The sequence below is a fragment of the Pseudanabaena minima str. Chao 2107 genome (genome assembly GCF_051131155.1).
GTDB classification, from domain to species: domain Bacteria; phylum Cyanobacteriota; class Cyanobacteriia; order Pseudanabaenales; family Pseudanabaenaceae; genus Pseudanabaena; species Pseudanabaena minima.
On record NZ_CP159508.1, the window covers coordinates 5,170,112 to 5,195,500 of the forward strand.

A 25,389-nucleotide genomic window follows, 5' to 3' on the forward strand; every position below is an offset into this window, starting at 1 on the left:
TTTATGTCAAATGCGATCGCTAAAAAAATCAAAACAACAAAGGGACACAAAATGTTCCTTTAGCTTTTGGAAGTTGAGGAGTTTTAATTCTGCAATAAGTAAGCAGCTCAACATAATTAAAACCCAAAACCAGAGATTGTTCCGCCCACGTAGCGGGCGGAACAATCTCTGGTTTTAGGTTTTAATATGCTCATCTACTTACTAGACATCATCAACGCCATTTTGTGATGGGGAATCATCTCAGTAATAAATGCTTTGTCAAAATCAGGAGCAGTTGCGAGGGTTTTCAGAATCAACTGCCATCATATTCTGCATTCCCATCGGTCTTTTCGTTACCGTTGGTGTTTTCATTCCTATCATGCCGTGGTGATTCATGGTAGTTGGAACTTCCGTAACATACCATTGCTTATACCAAGACTTCATTTGCGCGATTTCACGGGTTTGATCGTTCTTAATTGACTCGGCAAGCTTTCTAATCTCAGGACGTTTAGATAGTTTGAGGGCTAGATCTGCCATTTGGACTGCCCCTTCATGGTGTGGAAACTTAACGCGAGCAAAATGCCTGCCAGACAGCATTTCACGCTCATTTCATCAACTCCTGAAAAAATATAGCTCATAGGGCTTGACTCTCCAGTTGGCTAGAGAGTGTATAAGTAATTTAAGTTAATTTACATCTAAATTGCTTGAGTTTTATAGAAGGCGAGGAGCTAGCGATGGTGGCGACATTATCTCAGGATCAAGATCGAGTATTACTGCAAATTGGTCAAGTTGCAGCCCAGAGTCAAGTTCCGATTAAAACGATTCGCTATTATGAAGAACTTGGTTTATTAAAGTCTTCAGGACGTACTGAGGGAAAATTTCGGTTGTTTACTCCTGATACGATCAAGAGAATTACTTTCATCAAAAGGTTACAGAAACTGGGCTTGAGCCTCCAAGAGATTGCGGAGATTTTGGGGGTTCACGATCGCGGTTTAGCTCCTTGTGCTGAAATCAAGCAACAACTAGAGCAGCAGATTCTAGAGATTGATCGGCGCATTGCCGAATTGATGACTTTGCGTGGTGAGATTAACGAATTGCTGGAAGATTGGACTCCCCCAGCCAAGACAACCACAAAAGAGATTTGTCCGATTTTACAGAAATCAGAATCTATCGCAATTCAGAGGTAGTGGCTATTCATGAATAGCCACTACCTGTAACGGTAAATCAATAAGGAAAGAAAAAACAATGGAAAAGATTACCATGAAGCTCCTAGGAATGCACTGTGCCTCTTGTGCCAGTAGCATTGAATCAATGACCCGATCGCTAGCTGGGGTGGCTAGCAGTAATGTCAACTTTGCGATCGAGCAAATAGCGATCGATTACAATCCTCAAAAAACTAGTCCTGAGATAATTCAAAAGGCGATCGCAAATCTTGGTTATGAAGCATTTGTACCAGATTTATCGGCAAATGCAGAGGATGCAGATAAAAAAGCACGGTTAACTGAATTACGGAACTTAACTCACAAAGTCGGATTAGGTAGTGTGATTGGCACAGTTTTAGTGATCGGTTCGCTACCAATGATGACAGGGTTGAATCTTCCCTTTATCCCTGATTGGCTACATAACTCTTTGTTTCAGCTTTGTCTAGCATTACCTATACAAATATGGTGCGGGAGTTCTTTCTATATCGGTGCTTGGAAAGCCTTTAAGAATCACACCGCCACGATGGATACATTGATTGCCTTAGGTACTCTTGCCGCGTTCTGCTATTCCCTCACCGTCACCTTAAACCCTAGTTTCTTCATTGCTCAAGGTCTACAGCCTGAGGTTTACTACGAGGTTTCAGTGGTAGTAATTACGCTGATTTTACTGGGTAAACTGTTTGAGAATCGCGCCAAGGGAGAAACCTCCGACGCAATTCGGAAGTTAATGGGATTGCAACCAAAAACGGCGCGAGTTATCCGTGATGGTCAAGAATTGGATATTCTCATTGAAGATGTGCTGATTGGTGATGTTGTACTTGTGCGTCCGGGGGAGAAAATCCCTGTCGATGGCGAAGCGATCGCGGGTAACTCTACTGTTGATGAATCCATGATTACAGGCGAAAGTATCCCCATTGAGAAGAAAAGTGGCGATCGCGTAATTGGGGCGACCATGAATAGAACTGGAAGCTTACAGATTAGAGCGAGTCATGTGGGCAAAGATACAGTGCTAGCACAAATTGTCCAACTTGTGCAGCAGGCTCAAGGCTCGAAAGCACCGATTCAGAGATTGGCGGATCAAGTAACAGGTTGGTTTGTGCCTGTGGTTATTTCCATTGCGATCGCGACATTTCTGATCTGGTTCAACGTTATGGGCAACTTGACACTGGCGACTATTTCCGCCGTTGGGGTGCTAATTATTGCCTGTCCTTGTGCCTTGGGGTTAGCCGCTCCCACTTCGATTATGGTCGGTACTGGTAAAGGTGCAGAGAATGGCATTTTGATTAAAGATGCGGGTAGTTTGGAACTAGCCCATAAAATTCAAACGATTGTCTTGGATAAAACAGGAACCGTTACCGAAGGTAAGCCCACTGTAACGAACTTTTTTGCCCTCACCCCCAGCCCCTCTCCCAAAGAGGAGAGGGGAGAAAAAGAATTATTACAACTAGTAGCCGCGATCGAGCGTAATTCGGAACATCCTTTAGCTGAAGCTGTTGTGGAATATGCCAAACAGCAAGGTCTGGATCTCCCTAATGTGATTGATTTTGAAGCGATTTCTGGTAGCGGAGTCCAAGGCAAAGTTGGTAATGTGCTTGTCCAAGTCGGAACAAGACGTTGGATGGATGAGCTAAATATTGATACGAGTGCATTGCATCAATATCAAGATGCTTGGGAAATGGGTGGTAAAACAGTGGTGTTGATTGCAGTTGATCGTGTAGCTCAAGGTCTAATTGGGATTGCCGATCAAGTCAAGGCTTCTTCCCATGCGGCGGTTGATGCTTTGCAACGGATGAAAATCGAAGTTGTGATGCTCACAGGTGATAATTTGCCAACGGCTGAGGCGATCGCCCGTGAAGTTGGCATTAAGAGAGTCTTTGCTCAAGTGCGTCCCAATCAAAAGGCAGCAAAAATTAAGGAGTTGCAAGCCGAAGGCAAGATCGTTGCTATGGTCGGTGATGGTATCAATGATGCTCCTGCACTCGCACAATCGAATGTCGGTATTGCGATCGGGACGGGTACTGATGTAGCGATCGCAGCTAGTGATATTACCTTGATATCAGGCGATCTTCAAGGGATTGTCACTGCCATCCAACTCAGTCGCGCCACGATTCGCAATATCCAACAAAATCTTTTCTTTGCCTTTATCTATAACGTCGCAGGCATTCCCATCGCCGCAGGCGTTCTCTTCCCATTCTTTGGCTGGCTACTCAATCCAATTATTGCAGGTGGAGCGATGGCATTTAGTTCTGTTTCTGTGGTCACCAATGCTTTACGTCTACGCGGATTTCGACCAAATTTTACTAACTAGAAAATACAACTATGCTAAAACTTAAATTAATCAATCTCATGCTCAGCCTCACTTTTCTGGGGGTGATCGCCTCCAGTGTATCGGCGACAGAAATGACGGAAATGACTGACGAACATGCTATGCGATCGCCCCAATTCCAGCGAATTGAACAACCTCTCGCACTTAAAATCGGTTTAACCGTAGGTGGACTAGCCCTAATCAGCACTCAGCTATGGTGGTTTCTTTTCAGTAAGCCAAAATCTCAACAAGCAGAAACGAGTGATGGTATACAGGAAGTTAGCATTACTGTAGATGGTGGTTATAGTCCTTCGCTAGTGACTGTGAAACGTGGACTACCTGTGCGCTTAAAGTTCTTGCGTCGCGATCCTAGTAGCTGTTTGGAAAAGGTTCTATTTCCTGATTTCCACATCGCTCAAGATTTGGCTCTAAATGCAACTACGCCCATCGAGTTTACGCCACAAACTGTGGGAAGTTATCAATTCTCATGCGGCATGAATATGTTTCATGGAGCGATCAATGTGGAAGAGTAAAAGTTGACGAACAAATCAAGCAATCGTTTATTCATCGCTAGGCTTAGCAATCTCAAACTTTGTACGGGGTAAAGCTGCCACGATCGCATCCAGAACTTTACTCACAGGAATTATTTCCATTCCATAATTTTGCATCACTTGCATACTAGGAATAATTGCGCGTTTAAATCCTAACTTTGCAGCTTCCTTTAGGCGTAAATCTAATTGAGAAATAGGTCGGACCTGACCACCAAGTCCCACTTCCCCAATCATCACTGTGCGCGAATCGACCGTGCGATCGCGAAAACTTGCTGCCACTGCGATCGCTACTCCTAAATCCACCGCAGGTTCCGCCACATTCAATCCTCCTGCCGCCGCCACATAAGCATCTAGTTTTGATAAAGGAATGCCAATCCTCTTTTCGAGAACGGCAAGAATTTGCAGAAAGCGATTGGTCTCAATACCTGTGGTAGTGCGTCGTGGTGAGGAATAACTAGTGGGACTAACTAGGGCTTGTAGCTCTACCACAATCGGGCGCGTTCCTTCACAGGCGACAATCGTAGCGGTTCCGGGAACAGATTCATCACGATTGCCGAGAAATAATTCCGAAGGATTAGAAACTTCACGCAAACCGCGATCAATCATCTCAAATACGCCGATTTCCTGCGTTGCCCCAAAGCGATTTTTGACCGATCGCAATAACCTGTGAGTAGCAAAGCGATCACCTTCAAAATAGAGCACTGTATCGACCATATGTTCTAATACTTTAGGTCCCGCGATCGAGCCTTCCTTGGTCACATGCCCAACGATAAACAGTGAGATATTCTCCCGCTTCGCCACTCGCATTAGGGCAGCCGTACATTCTCGTACTTGGGAAACAGAACCAGGGGCAGCATTTAAGTTAGAGAAGTACAGCGCTTGAATACTATCGATTACAGCAACTTTGGGACGAAGAGATTGTAATTCTCTCAACACAGTTTCTAAATCTGTTTCCGATAATAAATAAAGATCGTCAGAATTCTCTTCTAAGATTCCCAACCTTTGCGATCGCAGTTTTACCTGTTGTGCTGACTCCTCAGCACAGACATAGAGCGTGGGATAGCGACTCATCAGTTTTTGCGCCATACCCAATAACAGCGTACTTTTGCCAATCCCCGGTTCACCCCCAATCAGCACAAGGGAACCTGCGACAATGCCTCCACCCAATACGCGATCAAGTTCTTCATACCCAGAAGGCGATCGGGCTTGGTCATTGTCGGTAATTTGTGAGAGGGTTAAGGATTCTCTAGGTTTAGCTTTGCCTGTAGATTTTGCTGTACCGAGATGCGAGAATGTGGCGATCGCATTGGTATTTGTGGAGATGATAGGTATTAGCTCCTCTTGCAATGTTCCCCAACTGGAGCAAGCAGGACACTTCCCATACATCTGCGGGAAGTCTTCACCACAATTATTACAAACATATCGACTTTTTGCTTTTGCCATTGTTTAAATATATAATAAATTAGAATTTTTCGTCTATTCCCTTCCCAGTGTAGAATTACACACAAAAGCGAGGATAATTGATGAACAGGGCAGAGCAATTAAAAGCAATAAGCTTTGACACAGAAGAATGGGAAAAATCATTTTACAAATATCAGCAGGAATATATAAGAAAACGGCTGAAAGCGATCAAATATCTGCGCTCATCTGGGGAAGCAGGTGAAATGGCAAAATAGGAGGAAGTAATTTTCAAGAATCGCCAGAGATGCCATGAACAAATTTCCCCTGACCGAATTGTTAGATGAACAAGCGTGCTATGAATGGTTATTAAAGATCCTGCATCCGAAGGGATTGCATTGTCCAAGTGGACACGCAATACCAGCAGGACAAGCGCCACACGATCGCCAACGCGCACCAATCGTCAAATACAAGTGTCGGGAATGTGGGAAAGTGTTTCACATTTTTACAGGGACAGACTTATCAGGAAGTCATTTTGTCACTCTCAGCGCGAGTATGCCCGCGATGAAGATCAAGATGGGTTTTGTGAGGTTCATTGCAATACTATGGAGGGCATTTGGGTTGGTTTACGCAATTTCCTGCGTCCCTTTCGCGGTATTCACAAGAAGTATTTGTATCTGTATGTAGCCATGTTTGAGTGGTCATACAATCTGCGTTGGATTGATTTTGACTTTCTGCGTCGTCTTCTGTTTCCTCCTTCCACCTACTTCCCTACATGAGCGTCCTTTTCATCTTGACTTCAAATAAAATATTCCATTTCAAAAATTTGGAAGTTCCGCGACTTTCTGGCGACTCTACACGAGACTGCGGTTAAAGAGCAGGAGGTGGCTATTAGTCAGGTGATTACCAAACAACATTTTATTTTGGTTTAGCTAATATTCGCAGTGATTTGTGGCGTTGTGCGATTAGGGACGATTAGTTAGGCGGTCACCTATTATTACTTCCCAATAAGACGTTCATAAGCTGCGTGCGTACCAATCCAAAACCAATACAACTAAAACATCAACATTATTTAATTTGTTAACTTCAGAAACCCCACCAATAGATTGCAGATCGAGATCCAAACCAACCATTAATCCCACCATCACTAATAAACGATCTGACTGATGTTGATTGATAGCCATTAGAGTTATAACCAAGGCTTTAAAATCAGGCATAGATTAAAGATCTCGCTTACATCAGGCGATCGCTAATCTATATCACTACTCCAAAAAAAGTTGCACCCCTACGGGGTGCAACTTTTTAGTTTTAATTGATTAGTGCAGTGCGGCGCTAAGCGCCGCATATCCTTAACGAGAAATATCTTAGGACTGTGACAAATAGCGATCGCTAAAAAATCAGAAATTAGAGATCGCGCTGCCTAGACTATTTTTAGAAATTTTGAGATATTCCGTATTTACACCTGACTCACGGGTCAACGAAACCTTACCAGTACGGGCAATTTCGCGAATGCCAAACTTGTTTAACATCTTCAAAATCGCCACCATCTTTCCAGGGTCGCCCACCACTTCGATCGTTAGGAAATCATCAGCTACATCAACAATACGGGCGCGGAAAATCTGGGATATTTCAATAATTTCCGATCGCACATTCGGGGCGGCGTTCACCTTAACGAGCATCAACTCGCGCTCAACACAGGGAATATCGGTAAAATCAAGAATTGTGATCACATTAATCAGTTTATGCAACTGCTTAGTGATTTGCTCAATCGTGTGATCGTCGCCTGAGACAACCATCGTAATGCGCGTAAATCCATCTTGCTCAGCAGTCCCAACCGCAAGGCTCTCGATATTAAAACCTCGGCGGGCGAACAAGCTAGCAATGCGGGTCAGCACGCCTGCCTCATCTTGGACGACAACGGAGAGAGTATGTTTCATGGTGACAAATTCGGCAAATAAACAGCACAGTAGACTATATTAATGACTTTGGTTACCTTATTGCGATTATCAAGATACATATTGATAACGATTAAGGTGCTTATTTTTCAAAATTAAGTGGGATACCAAGCCCCACTTAAGCTATCTATTCAAACCTCAAAAAATATGACTGCCCAGTTTCATCATGTTCCCGTGCTTGCCGAACCTACGATCGCAGGTTTAGAAATTGTTGCAGGTGGTGTATATCTTGACTGCACCGTAGGCGGTGGTGGGCATAGCGCATTAATTTTGCAAGCAGCAGAGAATGTGCGCTTAGTAGGGATTGATCGTGATGAAATGGCGATCGCTGCCGCAAGTGACACCCTCAAAGATTTTGCAGATCGGGTTAGTTTTTGGCGCGGTAACTTTTGTGAATATCAGCCATCATCAGATTTAAAATTTGACGGTATTCTGGCGGATTTGGGCGTGAGTTCGACTCAGTTTGATGTTGCCGAGCGGGGATTTAGTTTTCGCGAGTCAGGCGATCTCGATATGCGAATGGATAATCGTCAAACTCTCACTGCTGCCGAAATCATCAATCACTATAAAGAAGTAGAACTTGCGGATATCTTTTTTAAACTTGGTGAAGAAAGACTATCTCGGCGGATAGCTCGTCAAATTGTCGAGAAACGTCCCTTTAAAACTACACTGGAACTCGCTAATGCAATTTCTGCCTGCGTTCCCTCCAGTTATCGTCACGGTAGAATTCATCCCGCCACCAGAACTTTTCAAGCTTTGCGAATTGCCGTTAATCGGGAATTAGAAAGTCTCGAAAAATGGCTAACCATTGCTCCTAATTGGCTAAAGACTAACGGTAAAATTGCTGTAATCACCTTTCATAGTCTGGAAGATCGAATTGTGAAACATACTTTTCGCGAGGACGATCGCTTACAAGTACTAACAAAAAAAGTCATCATCGCTACTGATGAAGAAACTAGAGCAAATCCTAGAGCGCGATCGGCGAAGTTACGTATAGCTCAGAGGATTTAAGAGGTTTATACAAAGGAGCTTTGTCCAATAGGAAACAATAGGCAAACATCTATGCGTCAAATAACTACCAGCACAAGTGATCGTTTTCCTCAAATTGATGGTTATCAGTTGACTGAGCCAATTTTTGAGGGTGCAAGAACTCTTGTTTATCGAGGAACAAGGCTGGTAGATGGACTGACAGTAATCCTAAAAATGCTGAGAAGAGATCGCCCCTCAGTTTATGACCTATTGCAACTGCGTAACCAGTACACGATTTCCAGAGATCTCAATTTGGCAGGAATAGTCCAGCCACTCAGCCTAGAAACCTATGGCAATGGGTTTGTAATTGTCATCGCCGATGAAGGATATATCTCACTTGCTGATTACACCAAGACCCAGCCCCTCAATCTGAGGGAATTTTTGGTGATTGCTATTCAACTAGCCACGATTCTCAATGACCTATATCAACAGCGGGTGATCCATAAGGATATTAACCCCAGCAATATTTTGATTAATCCTGTGAGTCAACAGGTAAAGATTACCGATTTTGAGTTAGCGACAAGACTAACACATGAGATTCAGACAGCCATTAACATCAATGTTTTGGAAGGAACCCTTGCTTATATGTCTCCAGAGCAAACTGGAAGGATGAACTGTGGGATTGACTACCGCAGTGACTTTTATGCCCTAGGGATCACTTTTTTTGAATTGCTAACAGGACAGCTACCTTTTCTATCGAATGATCCCTTGGAACAGATCCATTTCCATCTAGCAGTGCCTGCGCCCCTAATATGTGACCTCAAGCCAGAGATACCCTTGGTCATTGGACAGATTGTAGCGAAACTCATGGCAAAAAATGTAGAGGAGCGCTATCAGAGTGCTTTGGGCTTGAAGCATGATCTCGAAATTTCTCTTCAACAGCTTAATGAAACTGGAACCATTGCCCCATTTACGATCGCTACTAGAGATCTCAGCGATCGCTTTTTGATCCCCGAAAAGATCTATGGACGTAGCCTCGAAATTCAGATATTGCTAAATGTGTTTAACCAAGTTGCCCAAGGTAGTACGCAACTGATGTTAGTAGCTGGTTTCTCTGGAGTTGGCAAAACCGCAGTCATCAACGAAGTACATAAGCCAATAGTCCGTAAACGCGGTTACTTCATCAAAGGTAAATTTGATCAATTAAATCGTAATATTCCTTTTTCGGCATTTGTACAAGCTTTCCGTGATTTGATTAGTCAACTACTGAGTGAAAGCGATACTCAATTGCAGGTATGGAAAAATAAAATCCTTGAAGCACTGGGTGAAAATGGACAGGTAGTGATTGAGATGATTCCAGAACTAGAGAGAATTATTGGCAACCAACCGATTGTTCCTCAATTGACGGGAAATGCTGCTCAAAATCGATTCAATCTACTATTCCAGAAATTCATTCAAGTCTTCACAGATCCTAGACATCCTTTAGTTATCTTCCTTGATGACTTGCAATGGGCTGATTCTGCTTCTCTACAGTTATTAAAACTCTTGATGCAGGAGACAGGCTACCTATTGATCTTGGGAGCCTATCGCGATAACGAAATATCATCAGTGCATCCATTGATGTTGACAGTGAATGAGATTATCAAGACGGAGGTGACTGTCAAGACAATTATTTTACAACCATTAATTCAGGAAGATATTAATCAACTCATCTCGGACACCCTAAGTTGCGATCGCCTTCTGGCTCAGCCTCTTACTGAATTGGTCTATCAAAAGGCTCAAGGTAATCCTTTCTTTACGACCCAATTTTTAAAGGCTTTGCATCAAGATCGAATGATCCAGTTCATCTCTAGTGAAGAAGCAAGTCAAGGCTGGCAATGTGATATTAGCCAAATTAGACTACAGAGCTTAACGGAAAATGTCGTCGATTTCATGGCGCACCAGTTGCAGAAACTCCCTCCTACTACCCAAGAAGTGCTGAAATTAGCAGCCTGTATTGGAGCAGAGTTTGATTTACAGACATTAGCGATTATTTCTGAGCGATCGCCAACAGAAACGGCGACAGCCCTGTGGCAAGCTCTAGAAAATGGCTTAATTATTCCACTTAATCAAATTTATAAATTTTTTCAACACAAATTAGATTTTGATCATCGGGACGAATTATCATCCATTCCAATTTACCGATTTCTCCATGATCGAGTACAGCAGGCTGCTTATTCGCTAATTCCCGAATCTAAAAAAGAAATCGTCCATTTAAACGTCGGGCGGAGAATTTGGGAACGCATATCTAAGGATGAACGTGAGTTACACCTCTTCCAGATTGTCAATCATCTCAATATGGGTATATCTCATGTTCATGGACAAAGAGAGAGAGAAGAACTAGCACAGTTAAATAGGCAAGCTGGCGAAAAAGCCAAAAATTCAGCCGCCTACGAGGCGGCAATGGATTATCTAAATACAGGGTTAAAGCTCTTATCGAGTCAATCTTGGCACACTCATTATGATTTGAGCTTATCTCTGCATCAACTTGCGGTGGAAGTCGCCTATATTTTAGGTGCATATAGCCAGATGAACTCACTGATGCAAGTCAGTTTCCAAAACACTAAAAATCATTTAGATCGCGTCAAGTTCCATGAAATTCAGATTCTTGCCCTAGTAGCGCAAAACCAGACAAGAGCCGCAGTTGACTATACTCGCAAAATTTTGCCGATCTTCGGGGTAAATCTTCCTAAAAAACTATCGAAATTGCGAACGATCTTAGGATTTTTTGCCACCCTTTATCGCATGATCGGCAAAAAGCCCAAGGATTTACTCGATCTACCTACGATGACTAATCCCTACAAATTAGCAGCTTGCCATCTATTCAATGCGATTGGTGCTGCCTCAGAAAGGGAAATGCCTGAGATTTTGCCATTCATCACCTTTACAGGAATCTCTCTGTACTTGCGTTATGGCAATATTCCCAAATCATCAATGGCATATACAATCTATGCGTTTTTGCTTTGTGAGAAGCTTAATCGAGTCGATGCGGGATATGCGATCGGTAAAGCCGCGATCGCCCTATGTCACAAGACTTCATCCAAGGCAGCGCTAGCACCCACGCTTTTCCTCTGGAATCGCTTCATTGCCTATCGTAAGGAATCTTTACGCACCACGTTACCGCTATTGTTAGAAGCCTATCAAGTCAGTCTGGAGGTTGGCGATATTGAGTATGCCGCCTACAGCCTTGCCGTTTACTATTTGCAAGACTATTTAACGGGCAAAAATTTGGCGGATTTGCAAAGAGATGCGATCGCTGCCCGTCCGACTTTGCAGAAACTCAAGCAAAGAGCTATGTCCGCTCTGATCGATGTCAACTGCCAAGCGATCGCCAACCTCACCAACATCACTGACGATCCATGTCAACTAGTGGGGCGCTTTTTTAATGAGACGACAATCAGTGAAAGAGATAAGCAACTGCGACTTTATACTTGCTTCCGTAAACTTCAAATTGCATTTTTATTTCAGCGCTATCCAGTTGCATTGGAGCAGATGGCGCTCATTGAAGTGATGCAGGAATTGATTGAGGGAACCTTTGTCAAAACGCTATGCCATTTTTATGCTGCGCTGGTCAGATTGGCTCAATATCCTTCCTTGTCAAAGCAACAGAAAAAAATCTATCTAACTAAAATCAATGCAGATCTTAAACGTCTTACCAAACTTGCCAAATCGGCTCCCATGAATTATCAGCATAAGGTTTGGCTATTGGAAGCTGAATACTCCAGAGTATTGGGCAAATCTAGTCAATCAGCAGATTTATACGATCGCGCCATTGCTGGAGCCAAGGAACACAAGTATATCCAAGAGGAAGCCTTAGCTAATGAGCTTGCCGCTAAGTTCTATCTTGACTTAGGGAAAGATAAAATCGCTCAAGTTTATATGACTGAAGCTTACTATGGCTATGTGCGCTGGGGGGCGACCGCCAAAGTCCTTGATTTAGAGACACAATATCCACAACTGCTCAGTTTTCTACTTCAGCAAGCTAATTGCTCTAGTCTTGCGGCTCCATCATCTACCCATATCTCTAGTACCAACTCCCAAGCGATCGCTCTTACCGCTCTCATCAAAGCATCTCAATCAATTTCTGAAGAAATTCAACTTGACCAACTCTTCACAACAATTTTAAATACGATGATCGTCAATGCTGGTGCTGATAAATGTATTTTATTACTACAAGCAGAACAGGAATTACAGATCGTTGCTATGGCAAAAGCAGGACAATCACCACAGATATTCGCCCATCCCATCCCTCTAGAACTCAGTGAAGAAGTCGCAACTACTGTGGTAAATCGGGTCAAGCACAGTTTTGAACCTCTAGTACTAGGAGATGCGCGGGAAAGTTCTCAATTTGCAGGCGATCGCTATATTGAGCAACAACAACCTAAGAGTATTTTTTGTAGCCCTATAATTCATCAAGGAGAGGTGTTAGGGGTTTTATATTTGGAAAATAATTTGATCGTGGGCGCATTTACCGATGATCATGTTGAAGTGTTAAATTTCCTTTGCAACCAAGCAGCTATATCGATCAAACATGCTCAAATCTACAGAAGCCTAGAACAACAAGTAGAACAGCAAGCTCAAAAATTTGCGAATTTTAGCTCTCAACGACCAAATCAGCCCCCTCGGAGATAACTAATGAGTAGCCCTACGATTGTTTGTGTTGACGATGAGTACAGTGTTCTGCTTGAGCTGAGAACTCAATTAAGGCGATGTTTCCCTAACTATGCGATCGCTATTGCTGAAAGTGGTCATGAAAGCGTAACACTGGTGGAAAAATTATTAGCTGATGGCATAGAAATACCTCTCGTGATTGTGGATCAGCTAATGCCTGACGTAAGTGGTGAGCAAGTTTTAATAGAACTTCAAAGTCGGCATCCCGAAATTTTAAAAATCATGCTCACCAGTCAAGCAAGCTCTGAAGATGTTAGTAATTTGATTGATCGGGTGGATCTCTATCGGTTCCTACCGAAGCCTTGGAATGCGATCGATTTACAATTCACAGTTACCGAAGCCCTGCGTCGCTATCAACAAGATCGGCAACTGCTCACCCAAAAGCGAGAACTAGAACAAGCTAAGCGCGAACTAGAAAGACTGCATAGTAGTTTGGAGCAACATATCCAAGAACATACCCAACAACTACGGCAGAACGAAAAGCAACTACGGCTGTTTTTCGAGCATACGCCTGTGGGTGTAGCTATGTTCGATCGCCAAATGAACTATTTGATCGCTAGTCAATGTTGGATTCAAGATTATCAACTAGAGCCATCAATCATTGGCAAATGTCATTATGACGTTTTTCCTAATGCTCCTGATTACTGGCGTGAAGTACATCAACGATGTTTGCAGGGAAATGTGGAACGGAATGAAAAAGAGCAATATATTCTTGCCGATGGAACGGAAGCATGGGTGCGTTGGGAAGTGCGTCCTTGGTATGACGATACCGATAGCATTGGTGGGCTTATTATTTTTGGAGAAGTGATCAGCGATCGCATTTTTACTGAAATTGCTTTACGTCAAAGTGAAGCGCAACAACGCGCACTGATCAATACTTTGCCTGACTTGATTATGCGAGTTAACCACAAGGGCATGTATCTTGATTTTATCGTACCCACAACTTTTTCCTTACTTGGTGTTGCTCAAGATCTGATCGGGACAAGGGTAGAGGACACCTTGCCACCTGATTTGGCAGCAAGACGGATGAAAGCTGTACATGATGCGATCCAAACTAGAGAAATACAAATTTATGAACAAGAGCTTTGGGTTGATGGTGTTTTACAAGCAGAAGAATGTCGTGTGGTTGCCTATGGTGAAGATGATGTACTGATTGTGGGACGCGATATTAGCGATCGCAAACAAGCTGAACTAGCCCTCAAAAAAAGTGAAGAAATAGCCAAAGAACGTGAACAACAGTTATCATCGCTACTGAACAATATCCCTCATATTGCATGGCTAAAAGATCGTGACGGTCGATTTTTGGCAGTTAATGAGCCATTTGCTCAAGCCTGTGGCTATACATCCTCTCAATTAATTGGATTGACTGACCTAGATATCTGGTCTCGCGAGCTAGCTGAGGCCTATATGCGTGACGATCGTGAGGTTATAAATTTAGGGAAACAAAAACAGGTTGAGGAATATCTCCTTACTGCGGATGGCACATATCGATGGATCGAAACGATCAAGTCTCCAGTTATCAACGATTTTAACGAGTCAATTGGAACGGCTGGAATTGCAATGGATATTACCGATCGCCAGCAAGCAGAGCTAGCTTTCCAAGGATTAATGCATAGTACTGCCTCGGTTACTGGTCAAGAGTTCTTTCCTGAGCTAGTCCGACAAATTGCGATCGCCATTGATGTTTCCCATGTTTATCTTGCCCAACAGGTTGGAGATAGTTTGGAGACACTTGCATGGTATGCCGATCATCAACTACAGCCCAATTTTGTATACCAAATTGCTGATACTCCATGCAAACTAACATTAAGCGAAGGTAAATATTACTGTTCTAGCGTGAAACAAACATTTCCCAATGATCAAAATTTAGTGGGAGTAGATGTAGATAGTTATCTTGGTGTTGCCTTACAGAATTCAGCAGGTAAAAAGATTGGTGTGCTTTGTGTGTTAAATCGCCAACCCTTAGCCAACCTAAACCGCGCAGAAATGTTGCTACATATTTTTGGGGCACGAGCGATCGCTGAAATAGAAAGAATACAGGTATGGGAAGACCTCCAAAATTTGAATGAAGAACTAGAACATCGGGTACAGGAACGCACAAAAGAATTATCCCAAGCAAGAAATTTTCTCGAAGCAATTATTGAAAATTTACCAGTAGCTCTATTTGTCAAAAATGGTAAAGAGGAAAGATTTGGCGAGTTTGTGCTGTGGAATAGTACCTGTGAACACATGTTTGGTTGTACCAAAGAGCAAGCAATTGGTAAATCAGTCTATGACTTTTTCCCAAAGGAACAATCTGATTTCTTTAATGAGAAAGATCGTTTATCATTTGCACTTGGTAAACCAGAAGATATTCCAGAAGAGCCAATTGATAGTTTAACGTTGGGGCGACGAATTTTGCATACAGTCAAGGTTCCGATATTCGATGAGGATAGTAACCCTGATTATTTGATCTGTATTTCTGAAGATATTACCGATCGCAAACAGGCTGAAATGGCTTTACAAGAAATCAACGAAAGGTTTCGGGCTACCTTTGAGCAAGCTGCTGTTGGCATTGCCCAAAACAGCCTCGATGGCAAATTTGTGCGCGTCAATCAAAAATATTGCGACATTATGGGTTACTCAGAAGCAGAACTACTATTAACCTCTTTTATGGCAATAACCCACCCTGATGATCTAGAAAAAGACAATGAAAATGCTAGGCTTTTGTTTTCAGGAGAGTTGCAAACCTTTACGATAGAAAAGCGCTATATCCGTAAAGATGGTGAAATCGTTTGGGCTAATTTAGCTGTGTCTCTGGCGCGAGACTTTCTTGGAGAACCGCAGTATGTTATTGGTGTCGTTCAAGATATTAGCGATCGCAAACGGTCAGAGAGGCAGCTTCAGTCAGAGAGAATGCGTTTACAGCTAGCCCTTGAGTCTTCCGAGATGGGAACTTGGGAGTCAAATTTCGATACAGGGATTTGGTCAGCAAAAACAGAAGCTATTTTCGGCTACGCTCCTGGAACATTTCCTGGCGATCGCGAAGCCTTTTTGAAACTGGTTTATCTTGAAGATCAAGAACGAGTATTTCAAGCTCTTTCCCATAGTTTTACCACACAGTCCCCGTACAACATCGAATACCGAATTAATCGTAACGATGGGGAGATGCGTTGGGTTGCTGTCAATGGCAAAGTAGTTGAGAACGAAGATGAAACTGGCTTACGGATAGTGGGTGTAGCCCGTGACATTACTGATCGCAAGCAAGCTGAAATTGTCTTACGGCAGTATCAACGGATGGTAGAGATTGCTCCAGACGGTATTGCTTTAGTTGACCGTAACTATACCTATCGCTTGGTTAATCAAACCTATTTAGAACACAACGAACGGACATGGGATGAGATAGTTGGACGCTCAATCCATGATGTCATGGGTGAGTATACATTTCAGACAGTTGTTAAATCGAGGTTTGATCGATGTCTTGCTGGTGAAACGATTGATTATGGAGAATGGTTCTATTTTGAGAAAGCAGGTAATCGCTTTGTCAATGCCACCTATTTTCCCTATTTTGAAATTGATGGCACGATTACAGGGGTGGTAATCATTAACCGAGATGTGACTGAGCGGCGAAAAGCCGAATTGTTGCTACAGGACAGCGAAGAGCGATTGCGTTTAGCCCTCACTGCTGCAAATCAGGGACTCTATGACCTAAACCCACAGACTGGAATTGCGATTGTTAGCCCTGAATATGCCACGATGTTGGGTTATAGCCCTGATGAGGAATTTGCCGAAACCAATGCGAAGTGGATCGAGCGACTTCATCCCGATGATCTAGAACGAGTTGCAGCCAATTATCGAGCCTATGTCAATGGTGAGATTAGTATTTACAAAGTAGAATTTCGTCAACGTACTAAAAATGATGAATGGAAGTGGATTCTATCTATCGGTAAATTTGTGGAGTGGGATGAGGCTGGAAGACCTTTACGGATGTTGGGAACACATACCGATATCAGCGATCGCAAGCAAGCAGAACTAGAACGAGATCGACTGTTACAAGAACTATCGCAACTGAATAGCGAACTAGAACAAGCCAACCATCAACTTGAAGAATACTCACTAACCCTCGAACAGCGTGTAGAAGAAAGAACCAATGAACTAAAAAATGCTCAAGAATGCATAGTTGCTCAAGAAAAGCTGGCTTCGTTAGGAACGCTAACCGCAGGCATAGCCCATGAGCTACGGAATCCCCTTAACTTTGTCAAAAACTATGCGGAAGGCTCCATCGAACTAACTCAAGAGTTGCTAGAGGCTCTGCAACCAATTTTCTCATCCCAAGAATCGCAAACTGCATCTTTTATCGAAACGATCATCATCGACTTGCAAGAAAACGCCTCTACGATCCATCGACATAGCCTCCGTGCCGCAGAGATCATTAGTAGCATGATGGAACATGCCCGTAGCGAACCTGATTCGATGCAGCCTACCCCCTTTAATACTTTGCTGAATGAGGCAATAAGGCTAGCTTGTCGTGCCAAACAATCGCAAGATATCAACTTCAATGTCGATAGCCATACCGACTACGATCCAGAAGTAAATCTAGTTGACGTAATTCCGAATACTCTCATGCGAGCCTTTATCAATTTAATTGATAATGCCTGCGATGCGATGCGTTCCAAGCAAGCTCAGTTTCGTTTGGATCATACCTCAATCAGCACATATACCCCTAGGCTACGAGTTTCCACTCAACTAGTAGGAGAAACAGTAAAAATTTGCATCCGTGATAATGGCTGTGGCATTTCCCCTCAGATTCAATCGAAAATCCTTGATCCCTTCTTCACAACTAAGCCGCCTGGGTCTGGTACTGGACTGGGGCTTTCACTTACCCATGACATTATTGTTAAGCAACATCAGGGCAAGTTAGAGATCGTCAGCAACCCAGACGAGTTTACAGAAATTCTGGTTACGCTTCCTGTTCATACAAAATATCCAGCGCATAGCAATGCAACCCAATCCAAGAGATAAATAGCGGCGCAAATGGCGATATCGAATTCACGTTAGCTATCAACGGCAGCGATCGCTTCGCGAATTACTTCAGAACCAGCACCAACAATACAGGACTTCTCCGTGATAATTCGCTTCCAGAGGCGGCTACCTGCTTGACCATGAAACAATTGCAACATGTGACGAGTGATTTTATGTAACCTCAATCCTTTCGCTGTCCATTGATCAATATAGGGAATCATCGCCTCAGCAACTTCCACTCGACTACGCATGGGAGTTTCATCACCAAAAAATTCGCGATCGCTAGCTGCAAATAGATAGGGATTGTCATAAGCAGCACGTCCAATCATTACCGCATCAACTTTCTGTAACTGCTCATGGACTTGCGCTAAGGTGATAAATCCTCCATTAATTTCAATAAATAAATGTGGGAATTCTTGCTTTAATCGATGTACATCGGCGTAACGCAGAGGTGGAATTTCGCGATTGTCTTTGGGACTTAAACCTTGGAGCCAAGCCTTACGCGCATGAACTGAGAAGCGCTGGCAACCTGCCTCTGCTAGAATCCTGACAAAGTTTTGCATATCTTCGTAAGTATCTAAATCATCAACCCCAATTCGATGTTTGACCGATACAGGAATAGTTGTAGCCGCAATCATTGCTTCAACACATTTGGCAACCAGAGCAGGCGTTTTCATCAAACATGCGCCAAAGTTTCCACTTTGGACGCGATCGCTGGGACAGCCCACATTCAAATTAATTTCGTCATAGCCCATCGCTGCGGCAATCCGCGCACATTCAGCCAGATCTTGAGGATTGTCACCACCAACCTGCAACGCGAGAGGCTTTTCTTCTGGCGAAAATCCTAATAAATAATCTTGATCACCATGCTTAATTGCTGCACTAGTGACCATTTCTGTATATAGCAAAGTCTGTCTCGTAATTTGGCGCATGAAGTAACGATAATGGCGATCGGTGCGATCCATCATGGGCGCAATGCTGAGGGGATAGGTAAGGCGATCGCACTCTTCCTGAGTAGAAAGGGACATTTTCGATAAACTAGTCATGGCAAAATCAGCGATAAAATCGTCTTTATACAGCTTGTTGGAATTAAACCTGATGTTACGTGGAACTCAGATGATGTAACTCTTGCTGCTAGCATAACAGGGCAACCACGGGGGGATTGCCCCTACCTGTAGATTTTAGATCTTGTAGGGGCTGCGCCTCCATGCCAGCCCTAGACTTACGCCATCGCAAGAATTCCTTCAACGTAACATCATTATCTTTAACTGATGTTACGTTGCACCGACGCATCCTACAAATAATTAAGCCTTTCTACTTATATAGTAAACTTGTGTCTGCGCTTTTTGTTTAGAGGTCTTGAAGATTCGTGAGTTCGCCAGTTCTACCCAACAATTCATCTAGTTCTAATTCTGTTGTGATTCTGGGTGTTCTCGCTTCGGGAAGTGGGAGCAATTTTGAGGCGATCGCTCGTGCCATTGAGCAGGGAAAATTGCTAGCCAAAATTGCCTTAGTGATTTATAACGAACCTGATGCTTTTGCCAAACAACGCGCTGAAAAGTTCGGTATTCCTGCAATTTTAGTCAATCATCGCGATTACAAATCACGTCAAGCTCTTGATCGCGCCATTATTGAACTTCTCCAGCAACACAACGTTGATTTGGTGATTATGGCTGGCTGGATGCGAATCGTCACCCAAGTTTTAATTGATGCTTTTCCAGAACGCATTTTAAATATTCATCCCAGTTTATTGCCTAGCTTTAAAGGTATCCATGCGATCGAGCAAGCCTTTAACTATGGTGTCAAGATTACGGGATGTACCGTGCATTTACTCAGTCTCGAAGTTGATAGCGGCAAAATCCTCAAACAAGCTGCGGTTCCAGTGTTGCCAGAAGATAGTTTAGAAGATCTGCAAAAACGCATTCAAGTTCAGGAGCATATTATTTATCCAGAGGCGATCGCTGAGTATAGCCATCTACTCTTTAGATAAACCGCAAACAGGAGGTGCGGCGCTTCGCGCCGCACCTCCTGTTTGCGGTAACTTTTTCTATGCCAAGCTAAAATAAAACAAATCATCTTGATATCTATATGCAAGAAGTCATAACCTTATCCTTAGCCCCAGATGTAAAAGACTCCATCGAAGCGAGATCAAAAATTGAATCAATCTCCCCAAACGAACTTATCGAACGTGCAGTTCTTGACTGTCTACTAGCCAAATCGTGGAACAAGGAGCCGATTATGACTTAGCACTCTTGCACGAGCAAGTGAGAGCGCAAGCCGAAAAAAAGCCTAAGTGGACAACCTTAATCATCGTCGATTCACAAGCCACCAAAAACACCTGTAATGCAAGCATTGATTCCAAAGGTTACTGCTCCTACAAAGTCACCAATGGCATCAAGAAAAATCTCGGTGTGGATTCTCTGGGTTTGCCATTCTTTACACTTTGCAATAAGGCAAGTCTGTCCGACGACAAGGCTTTGATTGAAATGTTTGCTCAAAACATTGTGAATATTCCCAAGATAACTGTCATGGTTGATCATGGCTATCAACCCGACAAGCTCATCCCTGCTCTAGAAGAGATTTATCCGCAGAGCATGACCAAGATTAGGTTTAAGGTTGCACCGAAAATGTCTAGACAGGAAAAGAAGGCTTTGGGTATATCTGGTTTTGTGGTCATTCCTATGCGTTGGATTGTGGAACGTTCCAATGCTTGGATGGAGCTTTGTAAAAGTCTGGTCAAAAACTTTGACAGAACGTTAGTCAATGCTAATGCCAGAATTCACCTTTGCTTTATTAGGCTTATGCTTAAGCGTCTTGCTAAGATGCCAAATGGGTTCTATAGAAAAAATGCGGGTTAACATGACAAAGCAAAAGCCAAAAAGACTTCATAGTCTGATGGCACATTCAATCCTCATTAAATAAATTGAATTCTGTTCAATAGCCATTGGTATCATGCAACGAGGTTAAACATTTCTATATTGCTTGCGTCATAGTTTCGCGATTGTAATGATAGAGGACCCATTCTCAAGTAAGTTTTTTTAAGATCTCCATATTGCTTAGCTTTTAAACGAAACATTTGTGTCATAGTTTTTTAATTGTGTAAGGTAAGCAACTATGAGCGGAAGCATCTTAGGAACAACCAAAATTTTAGGGGTGATGGGTTTTCCCGTCAGTCATAGTCTTTCGCCTGTGATGCACAATGCCGCGATCGCTGCGATGGGGCTAGACTATGTGTATGTGCCATTCCCGATTCCTGTAGAGGATTTACCTACGGCGATCGGGGGACTAAAAGCTATTCAATCAGTCCAAGGCTTTAACCTGACCATTCCCCATAAAGTTGAAGTAATTTCACTACTTGATGAAGTCTTGCCGATCGCCAAGGCTGTTGGCGCTGTCAATACGGTGAAGCGAGTCGGAGATCGCTGGATTGGCACAAATACGGATGTGGCAGGTTTTTTACATCCACTCAAACAACTTAAGTGCGATTGGGGAAATAGCCCTGCGGTGATCCTTGGTAGTGGTGGGGCGGCTAAAGCGGTAGTGGCTGCTTGTTTGGAGTTGGGCTGTCCTGTCATTCATGTCGTAGGAAGAGATCCTAAGAAGATGAAAAAATTTCATGGGGCGATGACTAGCCAACTCCACGATTACAATCTGCGGGTACATCCTTGGACTTCAATACCGCATTTGCTAGAAGTTGCAGGAATCGTGATCAATGCCACGCCTATCGGGATGGCAAGTGATCCCAATACACCAATCTCTGAGGCGGAGATGAATTTACTGCCAAATCATGCGATCGCCTATGATCTGATTTATACGCCACGCCCCACAAAATTTTTACAAATTGCGACGGCTAGGGGACTCAAGGCGATCGATGGGTTGGAAATGCTGATCAATCAGGGAGCGATCGGATTGGAGTTTTGGTTGGAGCAACCTGTCCCTATTGAGATGATGCGCCAAGCATTATTTCAGCATCTGGCTTAATGTTAAAGCACAATAAGGCTATGCCTTATTGTGCTTTAACTTCAGTTTTTCGCTATTTGTGTCGTACTTCGCACGACTCAAATGGCGATATCAAACTCATTTTGTTTTAAAGCAATTAATCGCTCTCTACATTAGATTGCATTACGGTCAAGTATGCATCTAGTTCTTCAATACTTGCAAATACTTCAGAAAGCGGCACAGCTTTAACGATATCAAATACTTTTCTCACTTGAGGTGTAAGGTTTGTAAAAAATACCTTACCTTCCTTTGATTTCATTATTTTCCTTGCCTTGGCAAAGACTCTTAACCCTGCACTGGAGACAAAACTCAAATTCTGGAGGTCGAAAATTATTGTCTGAATATCTTGATTTAGGTTGGACTGAAGAGATTTCTCTAAATCAGATGCAGTCAATGTATCAAGTTGTCCGTCCAAACTTAAACACAAAGTATCAGAATTAGAATTGCTAGCGAGGATCTGCAAAGCCATAAATTTTATCTTGCAATCAAATTAGTTGTAGTTTAATACCAATGTTCAAAAGTATAGCCACACTTTTAAAAATTACAGCAAATTATTAACTAATGGACTGCTAATTTTTACTATAGCAACGCAAGAGATAGATAGGACAAATCAAAACTCACATTCCTATACTTAGACAGGGTGTAGACTTTATTTTTTGAAAGGGTAAAGATGGAAAAAACAGTAGCTTTTCTCCAAGATGATCCGAATAACATTTACCAAAGAAGAAATAGATGCCCTACATCACGAAAGATTCCATCACCCGCATCCGCGAGTACAGCGAAAAATGGAAGCACTATACCTAAAAAGCCAGAAATACGCGCACAAGGAAATCACGAAACTACTAAGAATCACTGAACCGACATTGTTGAGTTATTTACGAGATTATAAAGAAGGTGGGATAACCAAACTCAAAGAACTGACCTTTAATCGCCCACAGAGTGAACTCAAACAGCATCAGGAAAGTTTAGAGATATATTTTCGAGAACATCCACCCAAAACTCTGGCTCATGCAGCAGCAACAATTGCCGAGTTGACAGGAATTGTCCGTAGTCGAGAACAGGTGCGTCATTTTTTGAAATCGATGGGAATGAGTTGTCGTCGAGTAGGACTAATACCTGCTAAGGCAGACGCAGCAGCACAAGAGGAATTTCTAAAAAAAAACTAGAACCACGCTTAGAAGAAGCTAAATCTGGTCAAAGAGCCGTTTTCTTTGTCGATGCGGCACATTTTGTCCTAGGTGCTTATTTAGGCTTTTTGTGGTGTTTTGAACGCTTGTTTGTCAAATCTGGGACAGGAAGGCAAAGGTTTAATGTCCTAACTTGGATTACCTGACTCAATTGCCTTTATGGGCTGGTTTACAAACTATTGCCTTAGTTCAGAGCGAACGCAGAATCAATGGGAAAGTCTCCACTGAAAATCGCTACTACATTTCTAGCTTGCCCTCCAGTGCAACCGTTATTACTGAGGCTGTTCGGACTCATTGGTCGATTGAAAATTCCTTGCATTGGGTTTTAGATGTCTATTTTCACGAAGATGCTTCCCGTATTCGCAAAGATAATTCTCCTAAAAATATGGCGATGCTGCGTCACTTTGCTCTTAATCTCTTAAGTCGCGATAAGTCTTCTAAGTTCAGTATGCGGGCGAAATGTAATAAGGCGGCTTGGGATCTGGCTTATCTAATTCATCTCCTTAACCTTTGACTTTTTTATGCGGTTGCCTTGCCACCCTCCTGTTTTGGGTTGTCACAAATCAAGATTTTATGTAAGAATTCTGAGATGTTTTGTGCTTGTGAGAAAGGATTGAGAATTATGCGTTTAGGACAATTGCTAGCATTGGCAGGGTATCAAAATTCTCAGCCTGAACTAGATGGGCTAGAAATAAAGCGTGTAATTACAGATTCAAGGGCTTGCCAAGATGGGGACTTATTTATTGGCATGACAGGAACTCAAGTAGATGGGGGCAAGTTTGCGCCACAGGCGATCGCACAGGGAGCGATCGCCGCAATTATTTCCCGTGAGGCTTTTGATAATTTATCTGAGCAAGATCGCGCTAAGGCGATCGCCGTTGATGATGTGGTAGTAGCTTGTAGTAAACTTGCCACTGCGTTCTATGGCTATCCTGCTCAAAAGCTGAAACTAATAGGTGTAACAGGGACAAACGGCAAAACGACAACTACGCACCTGATCGAATTTTTATTGCAAACGCAATATGCAGTAGCGTTGTTCGGCACACTCTATACCCGTTGGGCTGGTTACTCTAAGACTGCAAACCATACCACCCCATTTGCCGTGGACTTACAGGCACAACTTGCCGAGGCAATCGCCGCAGGTTGTGACATGGGCTTGATGGAGGTTAGCTCCCATGCGTTAGACCAACGGCGCGTATTAGGTTGCCCTTTTGAGGTCGCCGTATTTACCAACTTGACCCAAGATCACTTGGACTATCACAAAAATCTAGAAGACTATTTTCAGGCAAAGGCTTTGCTATTCAGTGACACCTATTTGCAAGGTCGAGCCATTATTAATTTTGATGATCCCTTCGGGCAGCGTTTGGCGCAAATGACTACAGATAAGCCGATCTGGACCTATAGCATTAGCAATTCCCAAGCAGATTTTTATACTGAGAACCTGACCTATTTGCCCAATGGTGCGACAGGAATCTTGCATACCCCACAGGGCGCGATCGCTTTTCAGTCACCTTTAGTGGGGCGCTTTAATGTCGAGAATATCTTGGCAGCGATCGCCACAGCTCTGCACATGGGCATGGGTTTGCCAGAATTAGTCAGCCGCCTACCCGAATTTAAGAGCGTCCCTGGGCGTGTAGAAAGAGTACAGGTCAGCGACGATCAAGATATCACGGTGGTAGTGGACTATGCCCATACTCCTGATAGCCTAGAAAATCTGCTCAAGGCAATGCGTCCCTTTACGCAGCGTGAATTAATTTGCGTGTTTGGTTGTGGTGGAGATCGCGATCGCACTAAGCGACCATTAATGGGTGGGATCGCCGCCAGACTCGCTGATCGCGTTTATGTAACCTCCGACAATCCCCGTACTGAAGATCCCCAAAGAATCCTTGATGATGTCGTGGTTGGTGTGAACGCGAATATTGGCGATAAACCGATGACCATCGAAGGAGATCGACATAAATGTATCCAAACAGCTATTTATGAAGCTCAAGCAGGCGATACGATTCTGATTGCAGGCAAAGGGCATGAAGACTATCAAATTATCGGGCGGGAAAAAATCCATTTCGATGATCGTGAGGAGGCTCAATCTGCTCTCATCCAACGCCAAAACTTGAGTCGCTAATCACTGATGTT

20 protein-coding genes and 1 pseudogene are annotated in these 25,389 nt (G+C 43.2%); 14 read left to right on the forward strand and 7 right to left on the reverse strand.

Going from position 1 to position 25,389, the window contains the following annotated elements; translation table 11 throughout:
- Positions 1 to 194 precede the first annotated feature (194 nt).
- Together ABM313_RS23255 and ABM313_RS23260 are read right to left on the reverse strand one after the other, a co-directional pair.
- A complete protein-coding gene (locus tag ABM313_RS23255; protein WP_434685508.1) occupies positions 195 to 296 on the reverse strand; it encodes a DUF305 domain-containing protein in 102 nt (33 codons plus the stop codon).
- Positions 265 to 576: a DUF305 domain-containing protein gene (locus tag ABM313_RS23260; RefSeq protein WP_434685510.1), complete on the reverse strand. Its 312-nt coding sequence runs from the start codon at positions 574 to 576 to the stop codon at positions 265 to 267. The genes ABM313_RS23255 and ABM313_RS23260 overlap by 32 nt, the downstream gene beginning before the upstream one ends.
- 137 nt (positions 577 to 713) lie before the next feature.
- Between ABM313_RS23260 and ABM313_RS23265 the strand changes: the two genes are divergently transcribed.
- The 3 genes from ABM313_RS23265 to ABM313_RS23275 are packed head-to-tail and all read left to right on the forward strand — an operon-like array spanning position 714 to position 4,019.
- Positions 714 to 1,166: a heavy metal-responsive transcriptional regulator gene (locus ABM313_RS23265; RefSeq protein WP_434685511.1), complete on the forward strand. Its 453-nt coding sequence runs from the start codon at positions 714 to 716 to the stop codon at positions 1,164 to 1,166.
- A 58-nt stretch (positions 1,167 to 1,224) separates the two neighbouring features.
- Positions 1,225 to 3,489: a heavy metal translocating P-type ATPase gene (locus ABM313_RS23270; RefSeq protein ID WP_434685512.1), complete on the forward strand. Its 2,265-nt coding sequence runs from the start codon at positions 1,225 to 1,227 to the stop codon at positions 3,487 to 3,489.
- Between the two features lie 11 nt (positions 3,490 to 3,500).
- Positions 3,501 to 4,019 carry a cupredoxin domain-containing protein gene (locus tag ABM313_RS23275; RefSeq protein WP_434685513.1) on the forward strand — a complete coding sequence of 173 codons (519 nt, stop codon included), beginning with the start codon at positions 3,501 to 3,503 and terminating at the stop codon, positions 4,017 to 4,019.
- Between the two features lie 27 nt (positions 4,020 to 4,046).
- On the opposite strand, the gene radA is transcribed toward ABM313_RS23275, so the two are convergent.
- Positions 4,047 to 5,480, reverse strand: a complete 1,434-nt coding sequence (gene radA / locus ABM313_RS23280; protein WP_434685514.1) for a DNA repair protein RadA — start codon at positions 5,478 to 5,480, stop codon at positions 4,047 to 4,049.
- Between the two features lie 80 nt (positions 5,481 to 5,560).
- Here radA and ABM313_RS23285 point away from each other — a divergent pair, with 80 nt between their 5' ends.
- Positions 5,561 to 5,713 carry a hypothetical protein gene (locus ABM313_RS23285; protein ID WP_434685515.1) on the forward strand — a complete coding sequence of 51 codons (153 nt, stop codon included), beginning with the start codon at positions 5,561 to 5,563 and terminating at the stop codon, positions 5,711 to 5,713.
- A 327-nt stretch (positions 5,714 to 6,040) separates the two neighbouring features.
- The gene (locus ABM313_RS23290) at positions 6,041 to 6,214 is read left to right on the forward strand and encodes a hypothetical protein (RefSeq protein WP_434685516.1); all 174 of its coding nucleotides are present in this window, start codon (positions 6,041 to 6,043) and stop codon (positions 6,212 to 6,214) included.
- Between the two features lie 237 nt (positions 6,215 to 6,451).
- Here ABM313_RS23290 and ABM313_RS23295 read toward each other — a convergent pair whose 3' ends face one another.
- Both ABM313_RS23295 and ilvN read right to left on the reverse strand, forming a co-directional pair.
- Positions 6,452 to 6,652: a hypothetical protein gene (locus tag ABM313_RS23295; RefSeq protein WP_434685517.1), complete on the reverse strand. Its 201-nt coding sequence runs from the start codon at positions 6,650 to 6,652 to the stop codon at positions 6,452 to 6,454.
- 180 nt (positions 6,653 to 6,832) lie between these two features.
- Complete coding sequence (gene ilvN / locus ABM313_RS23300; RefSeq protein WP_094536090.1) at positions 6,833 to 7,372, reverse strand: acetolactate synthase small subunit; 540 nt, start codon at positions 7,370 to 7,372, stop codon at positions 6,833 to 6,835.
- Positions 7,373 to 7,537: 165 nt separating this feature from the next.
- On the opposite strand from ilvN, the gene rsmH reads away from it, so the two are divergent.
- From rsmH to ABM313_RS23315, 3 genes are read left to right on the forward strand one after another with little or no spacing between them, the layout of a single operon-like run.
- Positions 7,538 to 8,401 (forward strand): 16S rRNA (cytosine(1402)-N(4))-methyltransferase RsmH, encoded by an 864-nt coding sequence (gene rsmH / locus ABM313_RS23305; RefSeq protein WP_434685519.1) that lies wholly within the window; start codon positions 7,538 to 7,540, stop codon positions 8,399 to 8,401.
- 51 nt (positions 8,402 to 8,452) lie between these two features.
- The gene (locus tag ABM313_RS23310; RefSeq protein ID WP_434685520.1) at positions 8,453 to 13,030 is read left to right on the forward strand and encodes an ATP-binding protein; all 4,578 of its coding nucleotides are present in this window, start codon (positions 8,453 to 8,455) and stop codon (positions 13,028 to 13,030) included.
- 3 nt (positions 13,031 to 13,033) lie between these two features.
- The gene (locus tag ABM313_RS23315; RefSeq protein ID WP_434685521.1) at positions 13,034 to 18,070 is read left to right on the forward strand and encodes a PAS domain S-box protein; all 5,037 of its coding nucleotides are present in this window, start codon (positions 13,034 to 13,036) and stop codon (positions 18,068 to 18,070) included.
- A 32-nt stretch (positions 18,071 to 18,102) separates the two neighbouring features.
- Here the strand turns inward: ABM313_RS23315 and dusA are convergent, their stop codons facing one another.
- Entirely contained in the window at positions 18,103 to 19,116 is a 1,014-nt protein-coding gene (dusA, locus tag ABM313_RS23320; protein ID WP_434685522.1) for a tRNA dihydrouridine(20/20a) synthase DusA, read from the reverse strand.
- 323 nt (positions 19,117 to 19,439) lie between these two features.
- On the opposite strand from dusA, the gene purN reads away from it, so the two are divergent.
- The 3 genes from purN (at position 19,440) to ABM313_RS23335 (ending at position 22,051) form a co-directional block, all read left to right on the forward strand.
- Positions 19,440 to 20,060 carry a phosphoribosylglycinamide formyltransferase gene (gene purN / locus ABM313_RS23325; protein WP_434685523.1) on the forward strand — a complete coding sequence of 207 codons (621 nt, stop codon included), beginning with the start codon at positions 19,440 to 19,442 and terminating at the stop codon, positions 20,058 to 20,060.
- A gap of 319 nt (positions 20,061 to 20,379) precedes the next feature.
- Positions 20,380 to 20,928: a transposase gene (locus ABM313_RS23330; RefSeq protein WP_434688581.1), complete on the forward strand. Its 549-nt coding sequence runs from the start codon at positions 20,380 to 20,382 to the stop codon at positions 20,926 to 20,928.
- Between the two features lie 256 nt (positions 20,929 to 21,184).
- Complete coding sequence (locus tag ABM313_RS23335) at positions 21,185 to 22,051, forward strand: shikimate dehydrogenase (RefSeq protein ID WP_434685524.1); 867 nt, start codon at positions 21,185 to 21,187, stop codon at positions 22,049 to 22,051.
- A gap of 115 nt (positions 22,052 to 22,166) precedes the next feature.
- Here the strand turns inward: ABM313_RS23335 and ABM313_RS23340 are convergent, their stop codons facing one another.
- Entirely contained in the window at positions 22,167 to 22,538 is a 372-nt protein-coding gene (locus ABM313_RS23340) for an STAS domain-containing protein (RefSeq protein ID WP_434685526.1), read from the reverse strand.
- 229 nt (positions 22,539 to 22,767) lie between these two features.
- Between ABM313_RS23340 and ABM313_RS23345 the strand changes: the two are divergent.
- The 3 genes and pseudogenes from ABM313_RS23345 to ABM313_RS23355 all read left to right on the forward strand — a co-directional run.
- Positions 22,768 to 23,387: pseudogene (locus ABM313_RS23345) on the forward strand (helix-turn-helix domain-containing protein); the annotation flags it as partial.
- Positions 23,388 to 23,389: 2 nt separating this feature from the next.
- Positions 23,390 to 23,770: an ISAs1 family transposase gene (locus ABM313_RS23350; RefSeq protein WP_434685527.1), complete on the forward strand. Its 381-nt coding sequence runs from the start codon at positions 23,390 to 23,392 to the stop codon at positions 23,768 to 23,770.
- Positions 23,771 to 23,878: 108 nt separating this feature from the next.
- Positions 23,879 to 25,378 carry a UDP-N-acetylmuramoyl-L-alanyl-D-glutamate--2,6-diaminopimelate ligase gene (locus tag ABM313_RS23355; RefSeq protein ID WP_434685528.1) on the forward strand — a complete coding sequence of 500 codons (1,500 nt, stop codon included), beginning with the start codon at positions 23,879 to 23,881 and terminating at the stop codon, positions 25,376 to 25,378.
- Positions 25,379 to 25,389 lie beyond the last annotated feature (11 nt).